Source organism: Flavobacterium sp. LM4, assembly GCF_002017935.1.
In the GTDB taxonomy this organism is placed as follows: Bacteria; Bacteroidota; Bacteroidia; order Flavobacteriales; family Flavobacteriaceae; genus Flavobacterium; species Flavobacterium chungangense.
This window is the reverse complement of record NZ_MUFW01000002.1, coordinates 466,078-486,712: the sequence shown is the minus strand read 5'-3', so window position 1 is coordinate 486,712 and position 20,635 is coordinate 466,078. Positions and strand designations below refer to the sequence as shown.

19 protein-coding genes are annotated in these 20,635 nt (G+C 33.3%); 5 read left to right on the top strand and 14 right to left on the bottom strand.

The window, feature by feature from the left end; translation table 11 throughout:
• Window positions 1-214 precede the first annotated feature (214 nt).
• Genes BXU10_RS15945 through BXU10_RS15915 form a run of 7 tightly spaced genes read right to left on the bottom strand, consistent with a single transcriptional unit; the run spans window position 215 to window position 5,997 of the window.
• Entirely contained in the window at window positions 215-1,507 is a 1,293-nt protein-coding gene (locus tag BXU10_RS15945) for a DASH family cryptochrome (protein ID WP_078228373.1), read from the bottom strand.
• Entirely contained in the window at window positions 1,504-3,042 is a 1,539-nt protein-coding gene (locus BXU10_RS15940) for a cryptochrome/photolyase family protein (RefSeq protein ID WP_078228370.1), read from the bottom strand. Before BXU10_RS15940 ends, BXU10_RS15945 begins: the two co-directional genes overlap by 4 nt.
• 1 nt (window position 3,043) lies before the next feature.
• Window positions 3,044-3,181 carry a DUF2256 domain-containing protein gene (locus BXU10_RS15935; protein ID WP_078228368.1) on the bottom strand — a complete coding sequence of 46 codons (138 nt, stop codon included), beginning with the start codon at window positions 3,179-3,181 and terminating at the stop codon, window positions 3,044-3,046.
• Window positions 3,168-4,571: a cryptochrome/deoxyribodipyrimidine photo-lyase family protein gene (locus BXU10_RS15930; RefSeq protein ID WP_223255478.1), complete on the bottom strand. Its 1,404-nt coding sequence runs from the start codon at window positions 4,569-4,571 to the stop codon at window positions 3,168-3,170. The genes BXU10_RS15935 and BXU10_RS15930 overlap by 14 nt, the downstream gene beginning before the upstream one ends.
• 20 nt (window positions 4,572-4,591) lie before the next feature.
• Window positions 4,592-5,242: a flavin reductase family protein gene (locus BXU10_RS15925; RefSeq protein WP_123922030.1), complete on the bottom strand. Its 651-nt coding sequence runs from the start codon at window positions 5,240-5,242 to the stop codon at window positions 4,592-4,594.
• A gap of 14 nt (window positions 5,243-5,256) precedes the next feature.
• Window positions 5,257-5,676: a DUF2452 domain-containing protein gene (locus BXU10_RS15920; RefSeq protein ID WP_369803406.1), complete on the bottom strand. Its 420-nt coding sequence runs from the start codon at window positions 5,674-5,676 to the stop codon at window positions 5,257-5,259.
• A gap of 15 nt (window positions 5,677-5,691) precedes the next feature.
• Window positions 5,692-5,997 (bottom strand): TIGR03643 family protein, encoded by a 306-nt coding sequence (locus BXU10_RS15915; protein ID WP_078228363.1) that lies wholly within the window; start codon window positions 5,995-5,997, stop codon window positions 5,692-5,694.
• Between the two features lie 113 nt (window positions 5,998-6,110).
• Between BXU10_RS15915 and BXU10_RS15910 the strand changes: the two genes are divergently transcribed.
• Together BXU10_RS15910 and BXU10_RS25765 are read left to right on the top strand one after the other, a co-directional pair.
• Window positions 6,111-7,061 carry an LruC domain-containing protein gene (locus BXU10_RS15910; protein WP_223255499.1) on the top strand — a complete coding sequence of 317 codons (951 nt, stop codon included), beginning with the start codon at window positions 6,111-6,113 and terminating at the stop codon, window positions 7,059-7,061.
• Between the two features lie 449 nt (window positions 7,062-7,510).
• Window positions 7,511-7,696: a DDE-type integrase/transposase/recombinase gene (locus BXU10_RS25765; protein WP_078228359.1), complete on the top strand. Its 186-nt coding sequence runs from the start codon at window positions 7,511-7,513 to the stop codon at window positions 7,694-7,696.
• A 27-nt stretch (window positions 7,697-7,723) separates the two neighbouring features.
• Here BXU10_RS25765 and BXU10_RS15900 read toward each other — a convergent pair whose 3' ends face one another.
• Window positions 7,724-8,176 (bottom strand): hypothetical protein, encoded by a 453-nt coding sequence (locus BXU10_RS15900; RefSeq protein ID WP_223255477.1) that lies wholly within the window; start codon window positions 8,174-8,176, stop codon window positions 7,724-7,726.
• Between the two features lie 284 nt (window positions 8,177-8,460).
• Between BXU10_RS15900 and BXU10_RS15895 the strand changes: the two genes are divergently transcribed.
• Complete coding sequence (locus BXU10_RS15895) at window positions 8,461-9,126, top strand: IS6 family transposase (RefSeq protein WP_078228357.1); 666 nt, start codon at window positions 8,461-8,463, stop codon at window positions 9,124-9,126.
• On the opposite strand, the gene BXU10_RS15890 is transcribed toward BXU10_RS15895, so the two are convergent.
• Together BXU10_RS15890 and mnmE are read right to left on the bottom strand one after the other, a co-directional pair.
• Window positions 9,098-9,565, bottom strand: a complete 468-nt coding sequence (locus BXU10_RS15890) for a helix-turn-helix domain-containing protein (protein WP_223255476.1) — start codon at window positions 9,563-9,565, stop codon at window positions 9,098-9,100. The two genes, BXU10_RS15895 and BXU10_RS15890, sit on opposite strands and share 29 nt — an antisense overlap.
• Before the next feature lie 277 nt (window positions 9,566-9,842).
• Window positions 9,843-11,243 (bottom strand): tRNA uridine-5-carboxymethylaminomethyl(34) synthesis GTPase MnmE, encoded by a 1,401-nt coding sequence (mnmE, locus tag BXU10_RS15885; RefSeq protein ID WP_078228354.1) that lies wholly within the window; start codon window positions 11,241-11,243, stop codon window positions 9,843-9,845.
• 179 nt (window positions 11,244-11,422) lie between these two features.
• On the opposite strand from mnmE, the gene BXU10_RS15880 reads away from it, so the two are divergent.
• Window positions 11,423-12,256 (top strand): universal stress protein, encoded by an 834-nt coding sequence (locus BXU10_RS15880; protein ID WP_078228352.1) that lies wholly within the window; start codon window positions 11,423-11,425, stop codon window positions 12,254-12,256.
• Between the two features lie 68 nt (window positions 12,257-12,324).
• Window positions 12,325-14,097, top strand: a complete 1,773-nt coding sequence (locus BXU10_RS15875) for a DNA mismatch repair protein (protein ID WP_078228350.1) — start codon at window positions 12,325-12,327, stop codon at window positions 14,095-14,097.
• Between the two features lie 93 nt (window positions 14,098-14,190).
• Here BXU10_RS15875 and BXU10_RS15870 read toward each other — a convergent pair whose 3' ends face one another.
• The 4 genes from BXU10_RS15870 to BXU10_RS15855 all read right to left on the bottom strand — a co-directional run bounded on the left by BXU10_RS15870 (window position 14,191) and on the right by BXU10_RS15855 (window position 20,542).
• Entirely contained in the window at window positions 14,191-14,616 is a 426-nt protein-coding gene (locus tag BXU10_RS15870) for an HIT family protein (RefSeq protein ID WP_078228857.1), read from the bottom strand.
• A gap of 144 nt (window positions 14,617-14,760) precedes the next feature.
• Entirely contained in the window at window positions 14,761-17,109 is a 2,349-nt protein-coding gene (locus tag BXU10_RS15865; RefSeq protein WP_078228348.1) for a TonB-dependent siderophore receptor, read from the bottom strand.
• A gap of 246 nt (window positions 17,110-17,355) precedes the next feature.
• Entirely contained in the window at window positions 17,356-18,081 is a 726-nt protein-coding gene (locus tag BXU10_RS15860) for a hypothetical protein (RefSeq protein WP_078228346.1), read from the bottom strand.
• A gap of 70 nt (window positions 18,082-18,151) precedes the next feature.
• Window positions 18,152-20,542, bottom strand: a complete 2,391-nt coding sequence (locus tag BXU10_RS15855) for a TonB-dependent receptor (protein WP_078228343.1) — start codon at window positions 20,540-20,542, stop codon at window positions 18,152-18,154.
• Window positions 20,543-20,635: the final 93 nt, after the last annotated feature.

Below are 20,635 nucleotides of genomic sequence, written 5' to 3'. Positions count from 1 at the left end.
ACTTATATTTTATTCTGACAGATGCGACAGAACCAAAATTCTACAGTGTAAATCTTTCAATACTATTGTAGAAAGGGATCGTCATTTTATTAATCGCCCACCAAAACGGATTATGATTTAAAAGCTTTGAATCGGCCTGACGAAAATTTATTGGCAGTTTAACCTTTAAATCATTTAAAAACTTCATTTCATTCTGACAGATGCGACGAACCCATTAATCTTTTAACCATAAATTTCTAAAGATTTTATTTTTATCATAATCTGCTGATTGTTTTTCAATATTGAAATAACGACTGCCTCTGGGGTCATTGCCTACACCTGCTAAATAAGCCCAATTGCCCCAGTTGCTGCAGACATCATAATCTATGAGCTGCTGCTCGAAGTAAGCAGCACCATAGCGCCAGTCTAGTGCAAGATCATTAAACAGATAGCTTGCTGCGTTCTGGCGGCCGCGATTGCTCATAAAACCAGTTAGTCTGAGTTCGATCATGTTGGCATCAATAAAATCTACACCTGTTTTTCCTTCAATCCAGTTTTGGAGCTTCTGAAAATCTATTTTTTCAACTTTTGAATTGGTATTTTTAATTCCGTTTTTCTGAAAAAAACTATTGTGATATTTTTTCATCATAAATCTAAAATAATCCCGCCAAAGCAATTCAAATACCAGCCAATAAGTTGATTCATTAGCGGTATAAAGGGACTCGTATCTTTTAAGTTCCTGGTAAATAAACCTTGGAGAAATACATCCCAAGGCAAGCCAGGGAGAAAACTTGGAAGAATAATCAGGACCTGTCATTCCGTTGCGGGTTTTCTTGTATGTTAAAATGGCATGTGATTCAAAAAAATAATGATTCAGTCTTTTTAAGGCCTGCGATTCTCCTCCAATGAAGCCAAAAGCAGCTCTTGGGTCCATATGTATTTTATTTAAGCCAAGCTGCATGAGATTTGGTAGTTCAAGTTTAGGAATTTCAGGTGAATTTATGTTTGCCGGTTTTTCAAACGCCATTCGTATTGTAGCATCTTTCTCCGTTTTTTTTCTGAAATCAGTAAATACATCCGGTATATTTTTTATTGAAAAAGGCAGGTCCTCTGCATGATACAAAGTGCTGGTGCTAAAGGTTAAAAATTCACATTGAAGCTTCCAAAGCTCAGACTGAACTAAATTTTCAGTACACTTTTCTTCAAAAGCAACTTCCCGTTTGGCATACACTTTAAAGGCTTTGTAGTGTTTTACTATTTTTGGAATTTCAATTTCAGGCTTTCCTTTCAAAATAAGCAATCCTGATCCTAGTGCTCTTAAATTAGTATCCAGATCAATTAAGGATTCCATAAGAAATTGAGCCCTGAAATTTCCTGTTTTTTTAAATCCATAGGCTGTTACTGCAAAATGTGAATCGTCAAAACAATAAACAGGAATAACAGAGTCATTTTGTAAAACTGCTTTTAATAATGCTTCATTATCGGTTATTCGTAAATCTGTTTTAAACCAAACTACTGCTGTTTTCATAAGTTATTTATATTTTTTAAATAATAATCAGCCTGTTTCAATATTGCAGCTTTATCTTCAGACTTCATTTTATGCCATACTTTATACATCATTCCAATTCTTGGATTTTGTAACAGCTTCTCTTCGTGCCTATCATAAAAATTCCAATACAGGCTGTTAAAAGGACATGCTTTATCTCCTGTTTTTTTTGATTTATTATAGAAACAGGTACTGCAGTAATGGCTCATTTTATCAATATAAGAAGCCGAACTGACATAAGGTTTGGTGCCGACAATTCCTCCATCTGCAAACTGGCTCATGCCGCGTGTATTGGTTATTTCAACCCAATGCAGAGCATCGATGTATATGCCAAGATACCAGTTGTCGACTTCATCAGGATCTGTTCCGGCCAAAAGGGCAAAATTTCCGCTGATCATCAAACGCTGGATATGATGAGCATAAGCAAATGTAAGTGACTGCGTTATGGCGTCTTTAAGACAGTTCATTTTCGTTTTGCCTGTCCAGAACCATTCAGGCAATTTTTCCTTATGACCGAAAAAATTTAATGTAGCATATTCCGGCATCTTGAGCCAGTAAATGCCCCGCATGTATTCCCGCCATCCAATAATCTGACGTACAAAACCTTCCAATTGATTGTACGCAATAATTTCAGGATGTTTCTCCCATTTTACAATTGCAGTTTGTATGACTTCAGCCGGAGAAATCATTTTTGTGTTTAATGAAAATGATAATCTGGAGTGGTATAAGGACCACTCATTAGGCACCATAGCATCCTGGTAAGAACCGAATAAAGGCAGGCATTCAGCTGTAAAATAATCAAGGAGTTCAAGAGACTGTTTCCTGTTTACAGGCCAGATAAAATTTGTTTTGTCAATAGATCCGATCGTTTTAATATCGTTCTGTAAAATGGCATCCACTATATGGGAAACATCATTATTAAAGACTAAAGGCGGAGCGGGTTTATGATTTTTAGGCAGTTTCTTTCTATTCTCCTGATCATAATTCCATTGTCCTGTCAGTGGACTGTCTCCTGACATTAGTATATGATGTTTCTTTCGCATGGCACGATAAAAACTTTCCATCAAAAAAGTTTTTTTGCCTTCAAAGAATTTTCCGAGTTCATTACGGTTACTGAAAAAATGCTCGGTATCGTAAACTTTAGAAGTAATAGCAAGCTGGGATGTAAATTTTTGTAATACTGCATCAACACGATACTCATCGGGCAGCAGGTATTCGAATCTTGTGTAATGATCTCTCTCTATAATAAAGGATAGATTGGTCTCAAGGGACTGTAAATTGTCTTTATCGTTTATTTCCAGATAAATACAATGATGCTTTTTGGATTTTAGGAAATTGGAAAACTGGCGCATTGCTGCAAAGAATCCTGTTATTTTTTGTATGTGGTGTACGGCATAGTCGGTTTCTGTCCGGATTTCTATCATCACATAGGTTATTGAATTGTCTATCGTTTCAAACCAGGAATGATTGCTATTTAACTGATCTCCAAGAATGAGCCTTAAAGTTTTGGTTTCCATATTATTTGCTACTTCTGCATTTATCACTGCAATATTTCACTTCGTCCCAGATTTTTTCCCATTTTTTTCTCCATGCAAATTGCCTTTGACAGGCCGCGCAGATTTTAGTAGGCAGGTTTTGTTTCTTAACTCCTCGCATTTTTTTGTTTATTTCTAAAATCCCAAACAATATCACTCGCATATTTTCGAGTTTTTTCTATGTCAACGATGGGCTCTGGATAATCTGTACCTATTTCGCATTTGTAAAATTGCTGCTCAATAAGATTTAATTTCCAGGGTTCATGAATGAATTGAGATGGAATTTCAGTCAGTTCAGGCAGCCATTTTTTTATAAAAATGCCTTCTGAATCGTGCTGCTGTGAGTTTTTTATGGGATTATAAATTCTAATGGTATTGCCTGTTGTTGTACCGGCCTGCATCTGAATCTGCGGATAATGAATTCCGGGTTCGTAATCTAAAAACTGTCTTGCCAAAAAATGAAGGTCCCGCCAGTCCTGCCACAAATTGAATGTAAAAAAGGAAACTACCATGGCACGCATTCTAAAGTTGATATAACCTGTCTGGACTAAACATCTCATACAGGCGTCGACAATAGGGACCCCCGTTTTTCCTTTCTGCCAGGCTTTTATATAGATTTCGTTTTTTGGTTTGACCAAGGAATCGTAATCTTTGTTTATATTTTCAAATTCAATTTGACAATCGTTTTCAAATTTTTGAATAAAATGGCAATGCCAGTGCAGTCTGGAAACAAAATTAAGCATGGCTCTTTTGTTTGGCGATCCTTCATAAAACTGATTGGTATATTGATACACCATTCGCATGCTGATGTTTCCGTAGGTTAAATAAGGCGATAAACGGCTACAACCTTTTCGGCTTAAACCGGGTTTGGAAATATGTCTGCTGTAATTGACATGTCTCTCTTTTGCAAAACTTTCCAAATACCGCCAGGCCCAATATTCGCCGCCCTGTTGAAAATTTTTATTTCGGTTTGTAATTTCATTCGAAAGTACTCTTCCTTTTAGTTTTTGATAAAAATCAGGATCTAAATTTTCAAATTTAAAAGCATTCAGATCAATCATTTTAGGCAATGCGCGCATTGTTTTTTCCCAGCGCTTATCCCAATCCTCTCTTGATCGCAGCTTTCTGATTACGCCATGGAGCTGAGATTGTTTCCAAAGAATATGATGATCATCAAAAAAAGACTGCATGGCAATATCCCTGTCAAAAGTGACTTTGTTGCCAATTTCCTGATGCGAAAACACACTTTGAACATCATAAACACTGCATAGGTGCTCAAAAACAGTTTGGACTTCGTTATGAAAATAATAAATCTGCGCAGCAATTGACGTTAATTTAGACTGCATTTCCTGTAAGGATTCATAAACAAAACGCCAATGACGGACATCAGAATCCTCACAAGCCATTGTCGAGGGCTCAAAAAAATAAACCAAAAGAAGGGGGATATTTTCCTGCTGCACCATAAAAAGAGGTTCGTGATCTGTAAAACGCAGATCACGTTTGAACCACATAATATTTATCTTTTCTTTGTTCAACTTTTAAGTAATGATGTAATTTCTTTATCAGGCTTTGCATAGCTTAATCTGTCTAATTGCAAGGTTTTATGATAGCTGTCCAGACCCGAACACGTAAGGGTACCTGCTTTTTCCAAATTAACAAAACCATCTTCAGACAAGCAGTCTTCGGGAATAAAAATCTGGACTATTTCCCCAATAATCATAGTGGTATTATTGATCGAAATATCTGTTTTTTCTTTAAATTCAATGCCTAACTGTATGTTGCTTTCGAGCACAAAAGGAGCTGGAAAGTTATTTTTATATTCCGCACTGAGTCCTGCAGCATCAAATTCTGAAATTTCCTTATTATATCTTGCTGATGTCTGATGTGCCTTCTTGTAGATCTGTTCGTTGATATGATTAATGGTATAGAATCCTGTATCTATAATATTTCTCATAGTGTCACGCTCCGGTGGACTTGGGCGAAAGATCATGCCTATCAATGGCGGATTGGCACCAATATGAAAAAAAGAACTAAAAATGGATAAATTAGTATTTCCCTGCATATCGGAAGTTCCAACCAAAGCCACACTTTTAAAACCGCCTAAACTATTTATTAAATGCACGGCAGTTTGTTTCTCCATTTTTTCCAGATTACTGGTTTTAAAATTTATTTTGTTTTTCATTAGTAGAAATTTTACTAAAAAATGGGGCTTTTCAAATCAATGAGTATCCATTTTTTATCACTGTTAAGTCTAAAAGTAGCAACATGTTCCTTATTCCATTCTTTGGGTCCAATTAGTGAGAGAAAATTAGAACCGTCTGGATCTTTGTATAAGTGGTATATTTCACCAACAATGGGTTCAAAAGAAAATCTGGCATTGTATACCAATTCATTCCACTGGAATTCCTGGATTAAATCCTGATATTGCATTTTTAGTTCATTGAATTTACTTTCAAATTCTTTGTTTACCTTATTTATGCCCATGTTTTTCCAGCCTGCTAAATCATCAGCTTTTATTGTTGGTGCACCTAAACTTGTAGCATAAGGCAATACTTTTGCATTATAACCATGCTCTTTAGAAAATACTACATTATCCGGTTTATCTTTTTTAATCATCGTCGAATATTTTTATTAACGCTTAGAGATTTTATTATTTGATATTGCTCTTTGCCTGGTGCATTTAAATCGATCAATTTCTTGATTTCTCTTTCCAATGTGTTTTGTTTTGCAGTTTTCAACCCTTTCACGCCATAATTTATAACTGCTGAATTTTAGCTCTTTTTTCATTAAAGCTTTCACATCGGCTTCTGAAAGATGAAATTGAAATTTTATTGCATCGAAAGGTGTTCGGTCTTCCCATGCCATTTCTATAATTCTATCGATCTGAACTTCATTCAATACACCATTATCGATTTTTACAATTATTGGCTTTGTCATATATTTTGTTTAACACTTATCAAATAACATTAAACAAAAGTAGTGCTTTTACATTTATGAGAGAATTAAAATTGATAATACATTTAAAATTAAAACAATAGACGTAATCTAATATTGATAAAAAAAAACACAATGTAATTTTAAAAGACGCTCAACGTCAACTTTTATTAATTGGTTTTGAGGATATTAACCGTCAAGGTAGTTCAGACGAAGATTTTAATGATGGAATTTTTTATTCAACTATTTCTCCCTACACTGCTGCTAATACTGATAAAATTAAACCAATAGATACACCAAAAGACGCTGGTAGCGATGGTGTAGGTGATTCACTAGATGAGTGTCTGACATATCCTACAAAAGCGTTTAACAATTATTATCCATCCAAAAATAGTGTTGGATCAGTTGCCTACGAAGATTTGTGGCCAAACAAAGGTGATTATGATTTTAACGATTTGGTAGTTGATTATAATTTTAATCAAGTAACAAATGCTGATAATAAGGTAGTAGAAGTAAAAGCTGTATTAACCGTTAGAGCAAATAGTGCTGCAATGAAAAATGAGTTTTCATTACAATTTAACACAACTTCAAGTAATGTAAAATCGGTTACAGGACAAAATTTAAGTAATGATGTTTTTGCTTTAAATTCAAAAGGAACAGAAGTAAATCAATCAAAAGCAGTTGTTCCTATTTTTGATGATCCTTTTAAAGGACTTAATTCTAGTGGTTCCAACGGCGCTCCTAAAACAATGAAGGTGAAAATAGAATTTATAACGCCGGTGTCAGTAAGCAATTTTGGAACTGCACCTTACAATCCATTTCTTGTAATAGGTGGTGTTCGTGGAAAAGAAATACATTTAGCAGGGAGCGCACCAACTGATTTGGCTGACAAATCTAAATTTGGTACTGCAGATGATGACAGCAATTTAGCTGCTCAAAAATATTACATATCTGATGAAAATTTACCTTGGGCAATTAATATTCCTTTACAATTTGCTTATCCCTTAGAAAAACAAGATATTACAAAAGCTTATTTAAAGTTTAATCAATGGGCTGAAAGTCGGTGATCTGTCTATAAAGATTGGTATATGAATAATAACGGATATAGAGATAACACTAAATTATCTAAATTAATTTAAATCCTAAAAGACTTCAAAAACCTGTTAGGATTTAAATTTTAAAATAGCTCTAATTCAGATAAAATATATAATTGATACTGTAACCCTTTTAGTTTTTTAAAGCGGAAAGGGTTTTAAATTAAAAACACCCAACTATTAGTTTTCGGTTCTGTCGCATCTGGAAATAACTTTTATCTTTATAATTTTAAACCCATCAAAAAATGAATACTAAAGGTTATTATCCAAAATATATCATTCTTTAGGCAATGTATTTTAAATTAAGATTTACACTTAGTTACCGTGATGTTGAGGAAATAATAAAAATTAGAGGAGTGCTTGCGGATCATGCCACGATCCAACGCTGGGTTTATAAGTTTACACCTTAGCTTGAGTCGAAGATGAAAAATCGAAAGGTTAGAGTGGGGACAAGCTTGAGATTGGATGAAACCTATATCAAAGTAAAAGGTATTTGGTGTTATTTATATAGAGCAGTAGATAAATTAGGTAATACGGTTGACTTTCTTTTGACCAGAAAAACACAGAGAATGAGCGCTCAGTCTTTTCTAATTAAAGCAATTAATTAGTAATACAAACTCAATGCAATTAGTTTTTTACAGCGATCCTGTACTGAGTACGATCTGACCGCCGGGGTACTGAATATTGGGATCGTTTTCTGCTGTAATGAAAAAACCCGTTGGCTTAAAGCTGGATACAGTTTTAAGTGAACTTTTCAGAGCACTGGAAAACATTCCGCTTGCTGTTTTGAGTTGCCCAATATTTTTTCTTCCGTTCTGTTCGGTTTCCATCCAGACAATGTAGATTTCTTTTGCAGGATCCAGTCTTTTGGGGTCGGCTAAACGCTTTACATGCAAATTAATAATGTAGTTGCTGTTATTGTCTTTTTTAACCGTTACAGAGCCTTCCGCAGCCGGAACCACTGATGAGGTTGAAAATTTATACTTGGTAGTACACGATTGTAGTACCGTAAAAGCAAATAATAGGATCAAGACTGTAGATAGTTTTGCAAGTTGCCCTTTTGTTTTTTTAAGATTGATATTTTTCATTTTAATAATTTTTATGATTAATCAAAGGTTACTCGCTTTTATGCATTGATATTTACAGAGTTAAGCTAATAAGTTATATAATTAAACTATTGATTATCAATGTGTAATTTTTAGTTTATATAAGAAAGGCCTGAGGCGATTATCTCTGTTCTTAAACCTATTATATCTAGATCATGGTATTTAATTTTGCAGCTTAGTCTGAACATTGATGTCTACAAGCAAATTATAGGGTTCTTTTGCATTTGGGAATAACTTTATCTTTATAATTTTAAACCCATCAAAAAATGAATACTAAAGGTCATTTTTATACAAAATATATCATTCTTCAGGCAGTGTATTTTAAATTAAGATTTACACTTAGTTACCGTGACATTGAAGAAATAATGAAGATTAGGGGAGTTATTATGGATCATGCCACTATCCAACGCTGGGTTTATAAATTTACACTTTTGCTTGAGTCAGAGATGAAGAAGAAAAAGGGCAAAGTAGGGGCAAGATGGAGATTGGATGAAACCTATATCAAAGTAAAAGGTATTTGGTGTTATTTATATAGGGCGGTTGATAAATTAGGCAATACGGTTGACCTTCTTTTGACCAGAAAAAGACAAAGAATGAGCGCTCAGTCTTTTCTAATTAAAGCAATTAGTAATAACTACAAACCAAGAGTAATAAACATTGATAAAAGCGGTTCTAATACCGCAGCGATCAAAGTATATAATAAACGTTCATTCTCAAAGATTAAAATCCGGCAGTGTAAATATCTCAACAATATTGTGGAACAGGATCATCTTTTTATCAAGTGGCGAATACAAAATGGATTAGGTTTTAAAAGTTTTGAATCGGCCAGACGAACATTGAGCGGAATTGAAGTTGTGCATATGCTGAGAAAGAATCAAATGGTTAGACCAGTGATAACTATGTTTAAATCATTTTGTAAATTGGCAGTTTAACTTTTAAATCATTTAAAAACTTATATTTTATTCTGACAGATGCGACAGAACCAAATATAATATCGATATCTTTTTTAGCCACATAGTTAAATTTCCCTACAGCATATTTAACGATACTATGCCTTTGTATGAGCATGTATAGCGCTCCTGGGGAAATAGAAAATTTCTGCTGTATTTGCGTTATGGTATAGCATTGTTCTAATCCCGGAAATACCTGAACAGGACGTAGCATAGATTCCTGTAAAGGGATCGTAAAGAATCCATCCATATCAGATCTTCTGATTACTGTCCTTGTTCCAAATTTTGCTATATCAAGCTCTCCTCTGGAAATTATCCGGTAAATAGTCCTTCTGCTGATTCCGTGTTCTTGCTTTGTAGGCTCTGCTGCTGCATTTAAGAGAGCAATAAAGCGTTTTTGTGGTGCGGGCTGTAAATTCATTTTTACAGAATTCGCAGATTCTGTTAATCTTAATGTTTGAACTCATAGAATGTGACTTTAAGTGTCCCACTGTGACTATGTGTGTCTCTGCGTGCCATTATCTGGCCAAAAAAAAATATTTTTTGTACCTCGTGTTTTCGAGGTACAAAAACGGTACAAATTTAATCAAAACATCAACTAATATCAAAAAGAAAACGCTAATAAAAAAAGAGTTAAAATATTGTTTATCAATATGTTAACTCGTTTAATTGTCTTTATTTTGTGATGTTTTGTCTTTCTATTTTCCAATGCAGAAATTAGCGAAAATATTACCCAATAATTCGTCATTGCTGACCTGACCTGTGATAAGCCCGAACTGATAAAGAGCTTCTTTAATATCCAGTGCAATTAAGTCACTGGAAAGGTTCGTTTCAAGGCCAAATTTTACTTTTTGTATTTCGTCTAAAGCTTTAAGCAATGAATCATAATGTCTTGTATTTGTGATTATAGTTTCGTTATTTCTTAGTACACCGGTATTTACAAAAGAAAGTAATTCATTTTTTAAATCATCAACACCAATTTTTTGTTTGGCAGAAATTAAAAGAAGCTTAGCATTTAGATTCTCAAGTTGATTTGTAATGTTTAAGACTTCTTCGTGAGACAAAACATCCTTTTTATTAACAACAATTAATAAAGGTTTTAATGGGTATTTATTTTTGATTTGTTCAATCTCTGAAACAAATTCAGAACTTGAAAGCTGAAACTTTAAACCATCAAACAAATAAACAACAACTTGAGCCTGGTCGATTTTTTCGAAAGTCTTTTTTATTCCAATGCTTTCAACAACATCTTTTGTTTCACGAATTCCTGCTGTATCGATAAATCTAAACCCAATTCCGCCAATAACCAATTCATCTTCAATAGTATCGCGTGTTGTTCCGGCTATGTCAGAAACAATTGCCCGCTCTTCGTTTAATAAGGCATTTAACAAAGTTGATTTACCAACATTTGGTTCTCCGACGATAGCAACCGGGATTCCATTTTTAATGACGTTTCCAATAGCAAATGAGTCGATTAGACGTTTTAGGACAAATTCGATTCGGTTTAATAACTCATAAAATTGTGTTCGGTCTGCAAATTCAACATCTTCTTCTGCAAAATCCAATTCTAGTTCAATTAAAGATGCGAAGTTCAAAAGCTCTTCTCTTAACCGGGCAATTTCATTACTAAAACCGCCTCGCATTTGCTGCATGGCAATTTGGTGTGAAGCTTCATTGTCAGAAGAAATCAAATCGGCAACAGCTTCTGCCTGTGATAAATCCAATTTGCCGTTTAGGAAAGCTCTCAGGGTAAATTCTCCAGCATCAGCCATACGACAGCCTTTTCTCAATAATAACTGGATAATTTGTTGTTGGATATAAGTTGAACCATGACATGAAATTTCGATTGTATCTTCCCCGGTGTAAGAGTTAGGTCCTTTAAAAACAGATACTAAAACTTCATCCAGCGTTTTTTCGTTATCCACAATGTGGCCCAAATGTAAAGTATGGGTCTTTTGCTTTGTTAAGTCCTTATTTTTTATAGATTTAAAAACAGAGTTTCCAATGGAGATTGCTTCAGCACCTGAAATACGAATTATAGCAATAGCTCCTGCTCCGGATGGAGTAGCCAATGCCACTATAGAATCTTGATTTATCATCTTGCAAAGGTAAGAAAAAAGCAGAAATCTTACGAGCTATGAAAATGACAAATGATACATTAAAGAGTCTAAAATAGCACTATTAAGAAATTATTAACTGTTAAAATCCTGATAATTATCAGTTTGTTTTGTCTTTATAATGATTAAATTTGAGTAGAAACCAATTAATCAGATATAAAATGAAAAAGATATTATTTCCAACTGATTTTTCTGAAGCAGCTACAAATGCATTTGTCCATGCTTTAGAATTTGCTAAAGTTGTCAATGCCGAACTCATTTTACTGCATACTTTTGAAATTCCGGTATATGACAGTCAGTTTTTCCCCGAGAATTACGCAGCAATTTACAGTTCAATAGAATTGGCTAAATTTGACCTTTTTAAAGATGAAATCCCTAAATTAAGGGCTATTGCTGCTGAACGAAATTTAAATGAAATAGTAATAAAACACCGGTTAATGGATGGTGATTTGCTCTATAATTTAAAAAATGCTGTAAAAGAAGATCAAATTGATTTTGTAATTATGGGTACAAATGGAGTCTCAGACTGGACAACTTTCTTTTTGGGATCCAATACTAGTTCTGTGATTTCAGGGGTTGAGGTTCCGGTGTTATGTGTTCCGATAGATGCTAAATTTAAAAAGATAAAAGTAATTGGTTTTACTACCAGGTATCGGGAAAAAGATAAAAAAGAGTTGAGAAAAGTATTAAAAATAGCAAAGAAAACGGATGCAAAAGTTCGAAGTTTATATGTTAAAACTTCTGATTCGGATGTGTCCCAGCAAACCATCAAAGAATGGGAAGTCGAGTTTGCTGATGAAAATGTAGAATTTTTAGTGTTGCCAAGTGATGATGTCAAAGAAACAATACTTGATTTTATACTTTTTAAGGATATTGATGTTCTCACGACTATTACACATAAAAGATCCTTTTTTGAAGGGTTTTTTAGTTCTGGTTTTGCTAAAAAAATAACGAAAGAGGTTTCTATTCCTGTTTTAGTGATGCATGATAACTAATTTCTGATGTAAATAATCAGTGTTTTGTATTGGTAAAACCTATATTTGTGATTCATTAAATTAAAAAGATGGATTATTATCAAAACAAGGTTTCGCAATACACCGAATCATTACATACAACTAATAAAAAGTATAACAGTATAAGTATTTTAAGGCTCTTAAGTATTTTTAGTTTTTTGTTACTGATGTTTTATTATATTAAAACAAGCGAAATTTTATACTTAATTAGTGCTGTTGTATTTTTTATTTGTTTTATATTTTTAATGCGTATTCATTCGCGTTTGTCATTTCAAAAACAGTTTTTAATTGCACTTTTAAAAATAAATGAAAATGAAATCTCTTTTCTAAAAAGAGAAAAACTTCCTTTTGAAAACGGTATTGAATTTAATGATTTCCATCATCCTTATGCATATGATCTGGATATCTTTGGAGACCATTCCTTATTTCAGAATTTAAACAGAACAGCAACTTTTGTTGGAAAAAAAACATTAGCGAATCAATTATTAAAATTGAACTCCAATGAAAGTATTCTTGAAAATCAAGAAGCAGTTAAAGAGCTTAAATCAAAAATAAACTGGAGGCAGGAGTTTTTTGCTTTAGCAGTTGTCAGTCATGACAGTAAAGATTCATATGATTCGTTAATGCATTGGAAATCATTTAAAAATAATTATTTACCTAAAGTTTTAAATGTACTTTCAATTCTTTTACCTGTCTTGTTTTTTGGCTTTCTGGGGGCTTATTTTATTACCTCAAAAACTATTCTGTTATCGTACCTGACTTATGTTTTTATCGGAAATCTGATTGTTTTAGGAAGTGGAGTTAAACGTATTCGATCTGAAATTGCCAAAGCTGAAAATATTGATAAAATAATAAAGCAATATAGTTTGCTGGTTCAGAAAATTGAAAATGAAACTTTTGAATCTAAGAAACTGAATGATTTAAAACAGCAGTTGTTTTTTAAAAACGCAAAAGCCAGTTCCCATTTAAAACAGCTGTCAGAATTGTTTTCTAGAATGGATACAATTAATAATTTTGTTACTGCAACTGTTTTTAACGGAACTTTTTTATTTAATCTCCATGTTTTAAGAGCACTTTTGAATTGGAAAAATGAGTATGCAGATGAACTTGAAAAATGGATTGCTGTTATAGGGGAATTTGAAACCTTAAACAGCTTGGCAAATTTAGCGTATAACAATTCTGACTTTGTATTTCCTGAAATAAACAAGGAGCATAAAATTGAATTTACAAATCTAAGCCATCCACTATTGAACCCCGTAAGCAGAGTAGGGAATGATACTCATTTTTATCCGCAGTCTTTTATGATTTTAACGGGTTCTAATATGTCGGGAAAAAGCACTTTTTTAAGAAGTTTAGGGATCAATATGGTATTAGCTGGTATAGGGTCAGTTGTCTGTGCTTCAAATGCTAATATTCATCCATTGCCAGTTTTAGTTTCAATGAGATTATCTGACTCTTTAGCAGATAGTGAATCCTACTTTTTTGCTGAAATCAAGCGTTTAAAACAAATTATGGATGCCTTGGAAGATAAACCGGCTTTTGTTTTACTGGATGAAATTTTGAGAGGAACCAATTCTGATGACAAACGAAACGGAACAATTGAAGTAGTTAAAAAAGTCATTGCTAAAAATGCAATTGGTGCCATTGCGACACATGATATTGAAGTTTGTTTAACAACTAATGAATATCCTGAAACTTTGACCAACCAATGCTTTGAAGTCGAAATAAAAGACAATGATTTGCATTTTGATTATAAACTTCGCAACGGAATCTGTAAAAATAAAAGTGCTACTTTTTTAATGCAAAAGATGGGGGTTATTTAATTCTTTGATTCAAACAAATTTTTGTAAAAAAAACTTTTTCTGCCTCATAAAGAAGAGTCAGAAAAAGTTTTAAAAGAAAAAACGAAATGTGTGTTACAAGTTCGATTTAATTTTTTCTATAACAGCGTCATATTCTGAATCAGATAAATATGTTTTTTGAGGGTTCATTTCAAAAACACTTCCAAATCCGTAGCCATCTTTGTATTTCGGAACAATGTGCATGTGTAAGTGAGATAAAGTATCACTAAACGCTCCATAATTGATTTTATCAGGATTAAAAGCTTTTGCAATAGCTTTTGCTGTTGTAGCAGCATCTTCCATAAATAAATTGCGCTGTTCATCGCTTAATTCATAAAATTCAACTGCATGATCTTTGTAAACTACATTTAAGCGTCCCGTATAAGATTGCTCTTTAAAAAGGAAAAGTTGAGATACTTTTAAATCTGCAACTTTTATCATTAACTGGCTTAAGGTATCATTGTTTTGACAATACAGGCATTCTGAAACTGGACTAGGCATGTTTTGATTAAATAAAAGGTTTGTAATAATTGAAAGTACTTTCGGCAAAAATACTTTTTATTTTAAAAGGAAAAACTTTTTCTGCTTTTCAAAAATGAAAGAGGCAGAAAAAGTTTTTATTATTTTAGAAATCGAATTTTTTTACTATAATTTGTATTTTAAACTAACCATTACTTGACGAGGAGCAATTGGGTTTGTACTATAATTTTCGTGAACTGTATAGTTTAACTCATCTGTAATGTTTGATAATTTACATAAAAGAGACATTTTTTTCCATTCGTAACCTACAGACGCATCAATAGTTGCGTAACCTTCTAATGGAATGTCACGATCTCTGATAGTAACTATGTATTTTGGATCATTTGGGTTAGTAGGTGCTGGTTTAATTTCTGTCCATAAGTAATCATCATTCCAGCCTCCTGTGCGGTCGCCAACATAATTAGCAATTGCTCCAAATGAGAATCCTTTTAATAACCCGTAAGGCAATTTATAGAAAAAGCTCAAATTTGCTGTATGTTTAGGAGTTCTTGCTAAAATATCACCTACCACAAGACTTCCGCTTGTTCCCGAAGATTTTGAAACTTTAGTTTCATTAAAACTATATCCTGCCATTATGTTTAAACCTTCAACAGGTCTTGCGGTAACATCGATTTCAATACCTTTTCCTTTTGTAGCTCCAACTAATTCTTTTAAATTAGTGTTTACATTTTCAGAAACTCCATCTGCTTGAAATTGAGCAGTTTGAGCTAAATTGTTGTTTTCAATCATGTAAGCTGTTACATTTGTACTCAAATCTCCTTTCCAGAAATCTTTTTTGATACCTACTTCGTACTGATCAATGATAGATGGGTCTAATGGTTTAAAATCAACTGTAGTTCCGGTATTTGGTGTAAACGAGTTAGAATAGCTGGCAAATAGCGACATATCTTTGTTAGGCTGTATAACCAGTCCTGCTTTTGGAGAAAAAGCTCTGTTTAATGCTTTTGCCGCAGTTACAGGGACTGCATTTTCATATGGCGTTGTGATTATATTTTTATTAGTAGGCTGTCCGTTTACTATTTCTTTTTCTATTACTTCTTTTGTTGTAGTAACCTGACTTTCCTGCCATGACCAACGAATTCCTCCTAAAAACTTGATATGTTCTGTGATTGAAATTAAATCTTGTGCAAAAGCTCCAAAGCGTTTTGTATCTGTTGTAGCCAATTGGGTTATTCTGTTGCTGTAAGGCACATTAAGGCTTTGAGTGCTGTAATCGTAGTTTAAGATATTTATGGCTTTTGCCTCTGTTGTTACAAGATCAGCAGGTTTTGCAGGATCAAAGAAACCAAAAGTATAATTTGGAGCTGTAGAATATTCATAGTCAACCCCGGTAAATATTTGATGTTTGATTATTCCAGTATTAAAGATACCCTGAAGATTCAATTGGTCTCCAAATATATTTTCTCCGGCATCAGCTTTTGTTAATCCTCTTTTCCAGAGAACTTCTTTTTCACCTGTTGTGCTATTGGTTGAATAAGCTAAATTAGATAATTGTGCTGTTGTTGTTTGAGTTCTTCTGTAGGATTGAAAAGAAGAATTAAAACCTAACTTCCAATTATCATTAAAGTTATGATTAAGTATTAATGAAACACTTGAAGATTTTGTGTTCCCCGTTGACCAAAGTGCTCCAAAAAATTGATTGCGTGGTAAATCTAAAATTTCTTTTCCAACAATTCCGGTTCCAAAATCCGGTGTCCAGTCGGCACTTAGATAATCTCCTTGTAATGTAATATGAGTTTTTTCAGTAAGGTTAAATAATAACGAAGGATTAAAATAAATACGTTCATTTTTTACATAATCCCTAAAGCTTTCTGAATTTTCGTAAGAAGCATTAATACGATAGGCGATTGATTTGTTTAAAGGGCCGTAAAAATCGATCGATGGTTTGTAAAAAGCATAGCTTCCCATTTGCATGGATAATTCACCGCCTTCTGTGAATTTTGGGGTCTTGGTAACTAAATTTAGAATTCCTCCCGGGGTAACATTTCCAAATAATAATGCTGATCCCCCTTTTAAAAATTCTACCTTTTCTAAACCTGATACATCTGGAATAGATCCTGTATTATAGCGAAATCCATTTTTAAACATGTTATTTGTATCCATCGTATAGCCTCTTGACCAAAAAGATTCTTGTGCACCACCACGGGCTGAACCTACATAAACGCCATTAGCATTTTTTATAACGTCACTTAAACGAATAGCCTGCTGTTGTTCGATAACTTCACTTCCAACAATCTGAACACTTTGTGGTAAATCCATTACCTTAATTCCTGAGCGAGCTGCAGAAATTGGTTTTTTTGGTTTGTTGGCAGTAATTTTAACCTCATTAAGAACTTCACCTTTTTTGTTTTTTACAGTATCATTAATTGCTGATGCAGTATCGTTATTTGAATAATCCTGGCTGTAAGTAGCAAAACTTAGAAATGATAAACTGAAAAGTAAAATATATTTCATGGTGTTTATTTAGAATAATTTAAAATAATTTTTTTTGCAAATATAGCGGGTATGTTTATTATTTAAAAGTTTATTTAGATTAATTACTATTAATTTTACAACTATTTGTTTGTTAGTCGTTTATTATTATTTTTTTAAATATATCGCTTCAATAATATAAGAAAAATAAGATATTTTAAAATGATTTAAACAAAAAAAGCCTTTTTCTGAATTGAAAAAGGCTTAATTAAATCATAAAACTTAAATTTATTTTACGGCAATTAAATAAGTTGCCATTTTCCAAATTTCATCATATTTTTTACTGTTATGTTCTCCTGATACTTTTTCGGTATAAGCAAATTCTACCATGTAATTTCCTGGCCAGATTGGCGTAAAAGAGATTTCTCCTTTATCGTTTGTCCATAATTCTTTTTCCCACCCGTTTGGGGCAATTACTTTTACTTTTTGCTTTTTGGCAGAAGCGCCTTCGTACAAAGCAAATATGTCGATTTTGGCGTTTTTCTTAGCGATGTCTGCATTTTCACTAAAAACGCTAATTACATTATTATTTGCCGTTGCATAGTTTCCTGCAGTTTTGTTTCCTACTACAACTGTTGCACTTGAATTGTAATCTAAAACCATAGTTCCGTAAATATCTTTTACTTTGTGGTGCATTACAATGGTGTAAACTCCGTCTTCATCAGGTGTAAAAAATGCCTGATATTTATTTTCTAATGCTTTAGAAGTTAATTTGGTTTCTTTTTTTGAAGGAGAAACCAATACTAAAGTAAAGTCTTTTAAATCTGAAAACCATTTGTCGGCTTTGGTAATATCGTTATCTGCGAATTCTCCAAAATATATGGATATTTCCTGAGCCTTGCCTTTTGTACCAGTAGCTTTAGTTTCAATCCATAAGGCGTGGGCAAAAAGGGCAGGGCTTACAAGAAGCATTAAAATTGCAAAAGCCAGTTTTTTTAAGTTATTTGATTTCATAATAAGTACGTTTTTAATTATTGTTTGTGATAAAATCCCTTAAAAACTAATTTAAAGGATTCATTTTTATTTAGAATTTGTAACTAACCGACAAGCGAACGTTTGTTCCCGGTTCTGCTTGCCAGTAATAATACCCCGGATCGTATTTTCCACCAGAATATAAATATTCGTCTAAAATGTTATTTACAATTACGTTATAAGTCATTTTTCCTTTTTGGTATGTAATTCCACCATCTAAACGGAAATAATCAGGTAAAGCTGTTTCGTCGCTGTCAGAAACAAACCATGGAGATCTGTCGATTTGATATTGGTAACCAATCGAAAGCCCTAAACCATTTAATGCTCCTTGATCCATTTTATAGTTTAACCAGGTATTCTGAACATGTCTTGAAGTTCCTGCAACCTGAGTTCCTACTAATGACTGGTCTGTATCTTTAGTGACTTTTGCTTCTGTAAAAGCATAATTTATAACCACATCAAGATTCTTAACAATTTCTCCTCTAATATCAGCTTCAAAACCTTTTACTTTTTGTTCTCCACTTTGTCTCATATACTGAATGCCTCCTGTAGAGTGGTCCGGATCCGCAGTCAAAATGTTTTTATTTGTAATTTGATATACTGCAAAGGTCGAATTCCATTTTCCGTTCATCCAGTCTCTTTTGAAACCAAACTCAAGATTAGTACCCGTTTGTGGATCAAAACTTTTCCCTTGCCAGTCAGTTCCATAGTTTTCATTAAACGATTCATCTCTTACAAAATAAGCCGAAGTATTTTTGTCTAAAGAATAGCTTACACCCAATCGAGGCGTAAATTTACTGTCTTTATATGATCCTGAGTATGCATTTGAAGTTTTTAGTGTTGTATATCTGCCCGCAAGCGTTACACGAAGACTGTTATCAAAAAATCCTAACTCATCCTGTAGGTAAAAAGCGTTGTACCCATTGCGATATTGTACACCTCTTTCTCTGATATCTTTACTTCTGTCAAAAACAGGTAATTTATTAGCTGGAACATTACCATGAGTTGGGTTATAAATATCAAAAGGAACAATATTACCATTAAAATCATAGCCATTCAAAGCAAACGTCTGGCTCCAGTCATGATAATTTAATTTGTCACTCATATCAAGACCGCCTAAAATTTTGTGAGTAATAGAGCCGGTTTTTTCTTCACCATTTACGAAAAATTGACCTGTTTTGGCTATTCCTAAAACATCCCAGATAGATACTCCACGGTGTAAAATATTATCGTTTCCAGAATCAAATCCAGGGTATTGAGGCCACATTGACATTCCTTCTTGTTTGAAGTTAAAATAAGCAGCTTGTCCTGTAAATTTCCAATTATCACTTAATTTGTGCTCCAAAATTGCCAAAATACTTTGGTCATTCATATTGGTTGGATCAAAATTTGGCTCAGCATTAGTAAAACTTTTAGGCAAATCTGCGTATCCTTTGTTAGAAAAAAGATAGTTTGAACCTATTGCAAGAACCTGAGAAAATTGATAAGTATATTCTAATGTAAGTGAGGTTTGATCATCAATTAAATATTTTAATACAGGAGCGATAGAAAAACGATTGTTATAATCGAAGTCACGGTGACTGCCTTTCATTTGTCCCATAGCATTGATTCTGTACAATAACTTTCCATCTTTCGATAATTTTCCGTCAAAGTCTAAAGCACCTCTGTACATGTCAAAACTTCCTAATGCAAAATTAGCCTCACCTTTTGTACGTCCGCTTGGTTTTTTGGTTACAACATTATAAAAACCGCTTGGGTTACCATTTGCGAGCATAAAACCGGCTGGTCCTTTTACAAACTCGATACGCTCTACCATACTCATGTCTTCGGTCAATGGTCCCCATGTAGTGCTTACATTCATCCCATTTCTAAAAGCCGCAACCTGGCTGCCTCTCATAGTAATATTAGCATAATTATCCCAGTGTTCTACTCTGGTAGCGCCACTTACGTTACGGGTAACACCTTCAAGCATATCATATATTTGCTGATCCTGAATTAATTTTCCGGTAATTACCTGAATGTTTTGCGGGATTTCAATAATAGCCGACTGCAAACGAAGCGAGGATGAAATTCTGTTGGTTTTAAAAGCGCTTTTGTTACTTAAAACTACAACCTGATTCAGTTCTGTATTTGATAAAGTCAATTTTAAATCTGCAGTCGTTACTTCACCTGCAGTAACAGTTACTTCTTGATTAAGATCATCATATCCCACTAGTGTAACTACTAATGTATGTGTTCCTGCAGGCACATTTTTAAGTTCAAAAGATCCATTATTATCCGCAATCGTGTTTTTGTTTATTCCTTTTACAGAAACAGAAACTCCTTCTGCAGCTTTATCGTCGCTTGTTTGTATTGTTCCTTTTATTGTACCTTTTTGGGCAAATGAAGTAGTAAGTGATAGCAAAAAGATGCTGAAAAGTAATAAGAACTTTAAGTTATTCATATAAAAATAGATTTGTTATTATTTGGACTTAATAAAAATAATATACAAATATAAAATTTAATACTTGTTTAACAAATATTATTTAGATTAAAT

Bases quoted from the DNA above. Each gene is read 5' to 3' on its own strand.
- BXU10_RS15945 (WP_078228373.1), bottom strand. From the start codon at position 1,507: ATGAAAACAGCAGTAGTTTGGTTTAAAACAGATTTACGAATAACCGAT.
- BXU10_RS15940 (WP_078228370.1), bottom strand. From the start codon at position 3,042: ATGGAAACCAAAACTTTAAGGCTCATTCTTGGAGATCAGTTAAATAGC.
- BXU10_RS15935 (WP_078228368.1), bottom strand. From the start codon at position 3,181: ATGCGAGGAGTTAAGAAACAAAACCTGCCTACTAAAATCTGCGCGGCC.
- BXU10_RS15930 (WP_223255478.1), bottom strand. From the start codon at position 4,571: ATGTGGTTCAAACGTGATCTGCGTTTTACAGATCACGAACCTCTTTTT.
- BXU10_RS15925 (WP_123922030.1), bottom strand. From the start codon at position 5,242: ATGAAAAACAAAATAAATTTTAAAACCAGTAATCTGGAAAAAATGGAG.
- BXU10_RS15920 (WP_369803406.1), bottom strand. From the start codon at position 5,676: ATGATTAAAAAAGATAAACCGGATAATGTAGTATTTTCTAAAGAGCAT.
- BXU10_RS15915 (WP_078228363.1), bottom strand. From the start codon at position 5,997: ATGACAAAGCCAATAATTGTAAAAATCGATAATGGTGTATTGAATGAA.
- BXU10_RS25765 (WP_078228359.1), top strand. From the start codon at position 7,511: ATGAAAAATCGAAAGGTTAGAGTGGGGACAAGCTTGAGATTGGATGAA.
- BXU10_RS15900 (WP_223255477.1), bottom strand. From the start codon at position 8,176: ATGAAAAATATCAATCTTAAAAAAACAAAAGGGCAACTTGCAAAACTA.
- BXU10_RS15895 (WP_078228357.1), top strand. From the start codon at position 8,461: ATGAATACTAAAGGTCATTTTTATACAAAATATATCATTCTTCAGGCA.
- BXU10_RS15890 (WP_223255476.1), bottom strand. From the start codon at position 9,565: ATGAATTTACAGCCCGCACCACAAAAACGCTTTATTGCTCTCTTAAAT.
- mnmE (WP_078228354.1), bottom strand. From the start codon at position 11,243: ATGATAAATCAAGATTCTATAGTGGCATTGGCTACTCCATCCGGAGCA.
- BXU10_RS15880 (WP_078228352.1), top strand. From the start codon at position 11,423: ATGAAAAAGATATTATTTCCAACTGATTTTTCTGAAGCAGCTACAAAT.
- BXU10_RS15875 (WP_078228350.1), top strand. From the start codon at position 12,325: ATGGATTATTATCAAAACAAGGTTTCGCAATACACCGAATCATTACAT.
- BXU10_RS15870 (WP_078228857.1), bottom strand. From the start codon at position 14,616: ATGCCTAGTCCAGTTTCAGAATGCCTGTATTGTCAAAACAATGATACC.
- BXU10_RS15865 (WP_078228348.1), bottom strand. From the start codon at position 17,109: ATGAAATATATTTTACTTTTCAGTTTATCATTTCTAAGTTTTGCTACT.
- BXU10_RS15860 (WP_078228346.1), bottom strand. From the start codon at position 18,081: ATGAAATCAAATAACTTAAAAAAACTGGCTTTTGCAATTTTAATGCTT.
- BXU10_RS15855 (WP_078228343.1), bottom strand. From the start codon at position 20,542: ATGAATAACTTAAAGTTCTTATTACTTTTCAGCATCTTTTTGCTATCA.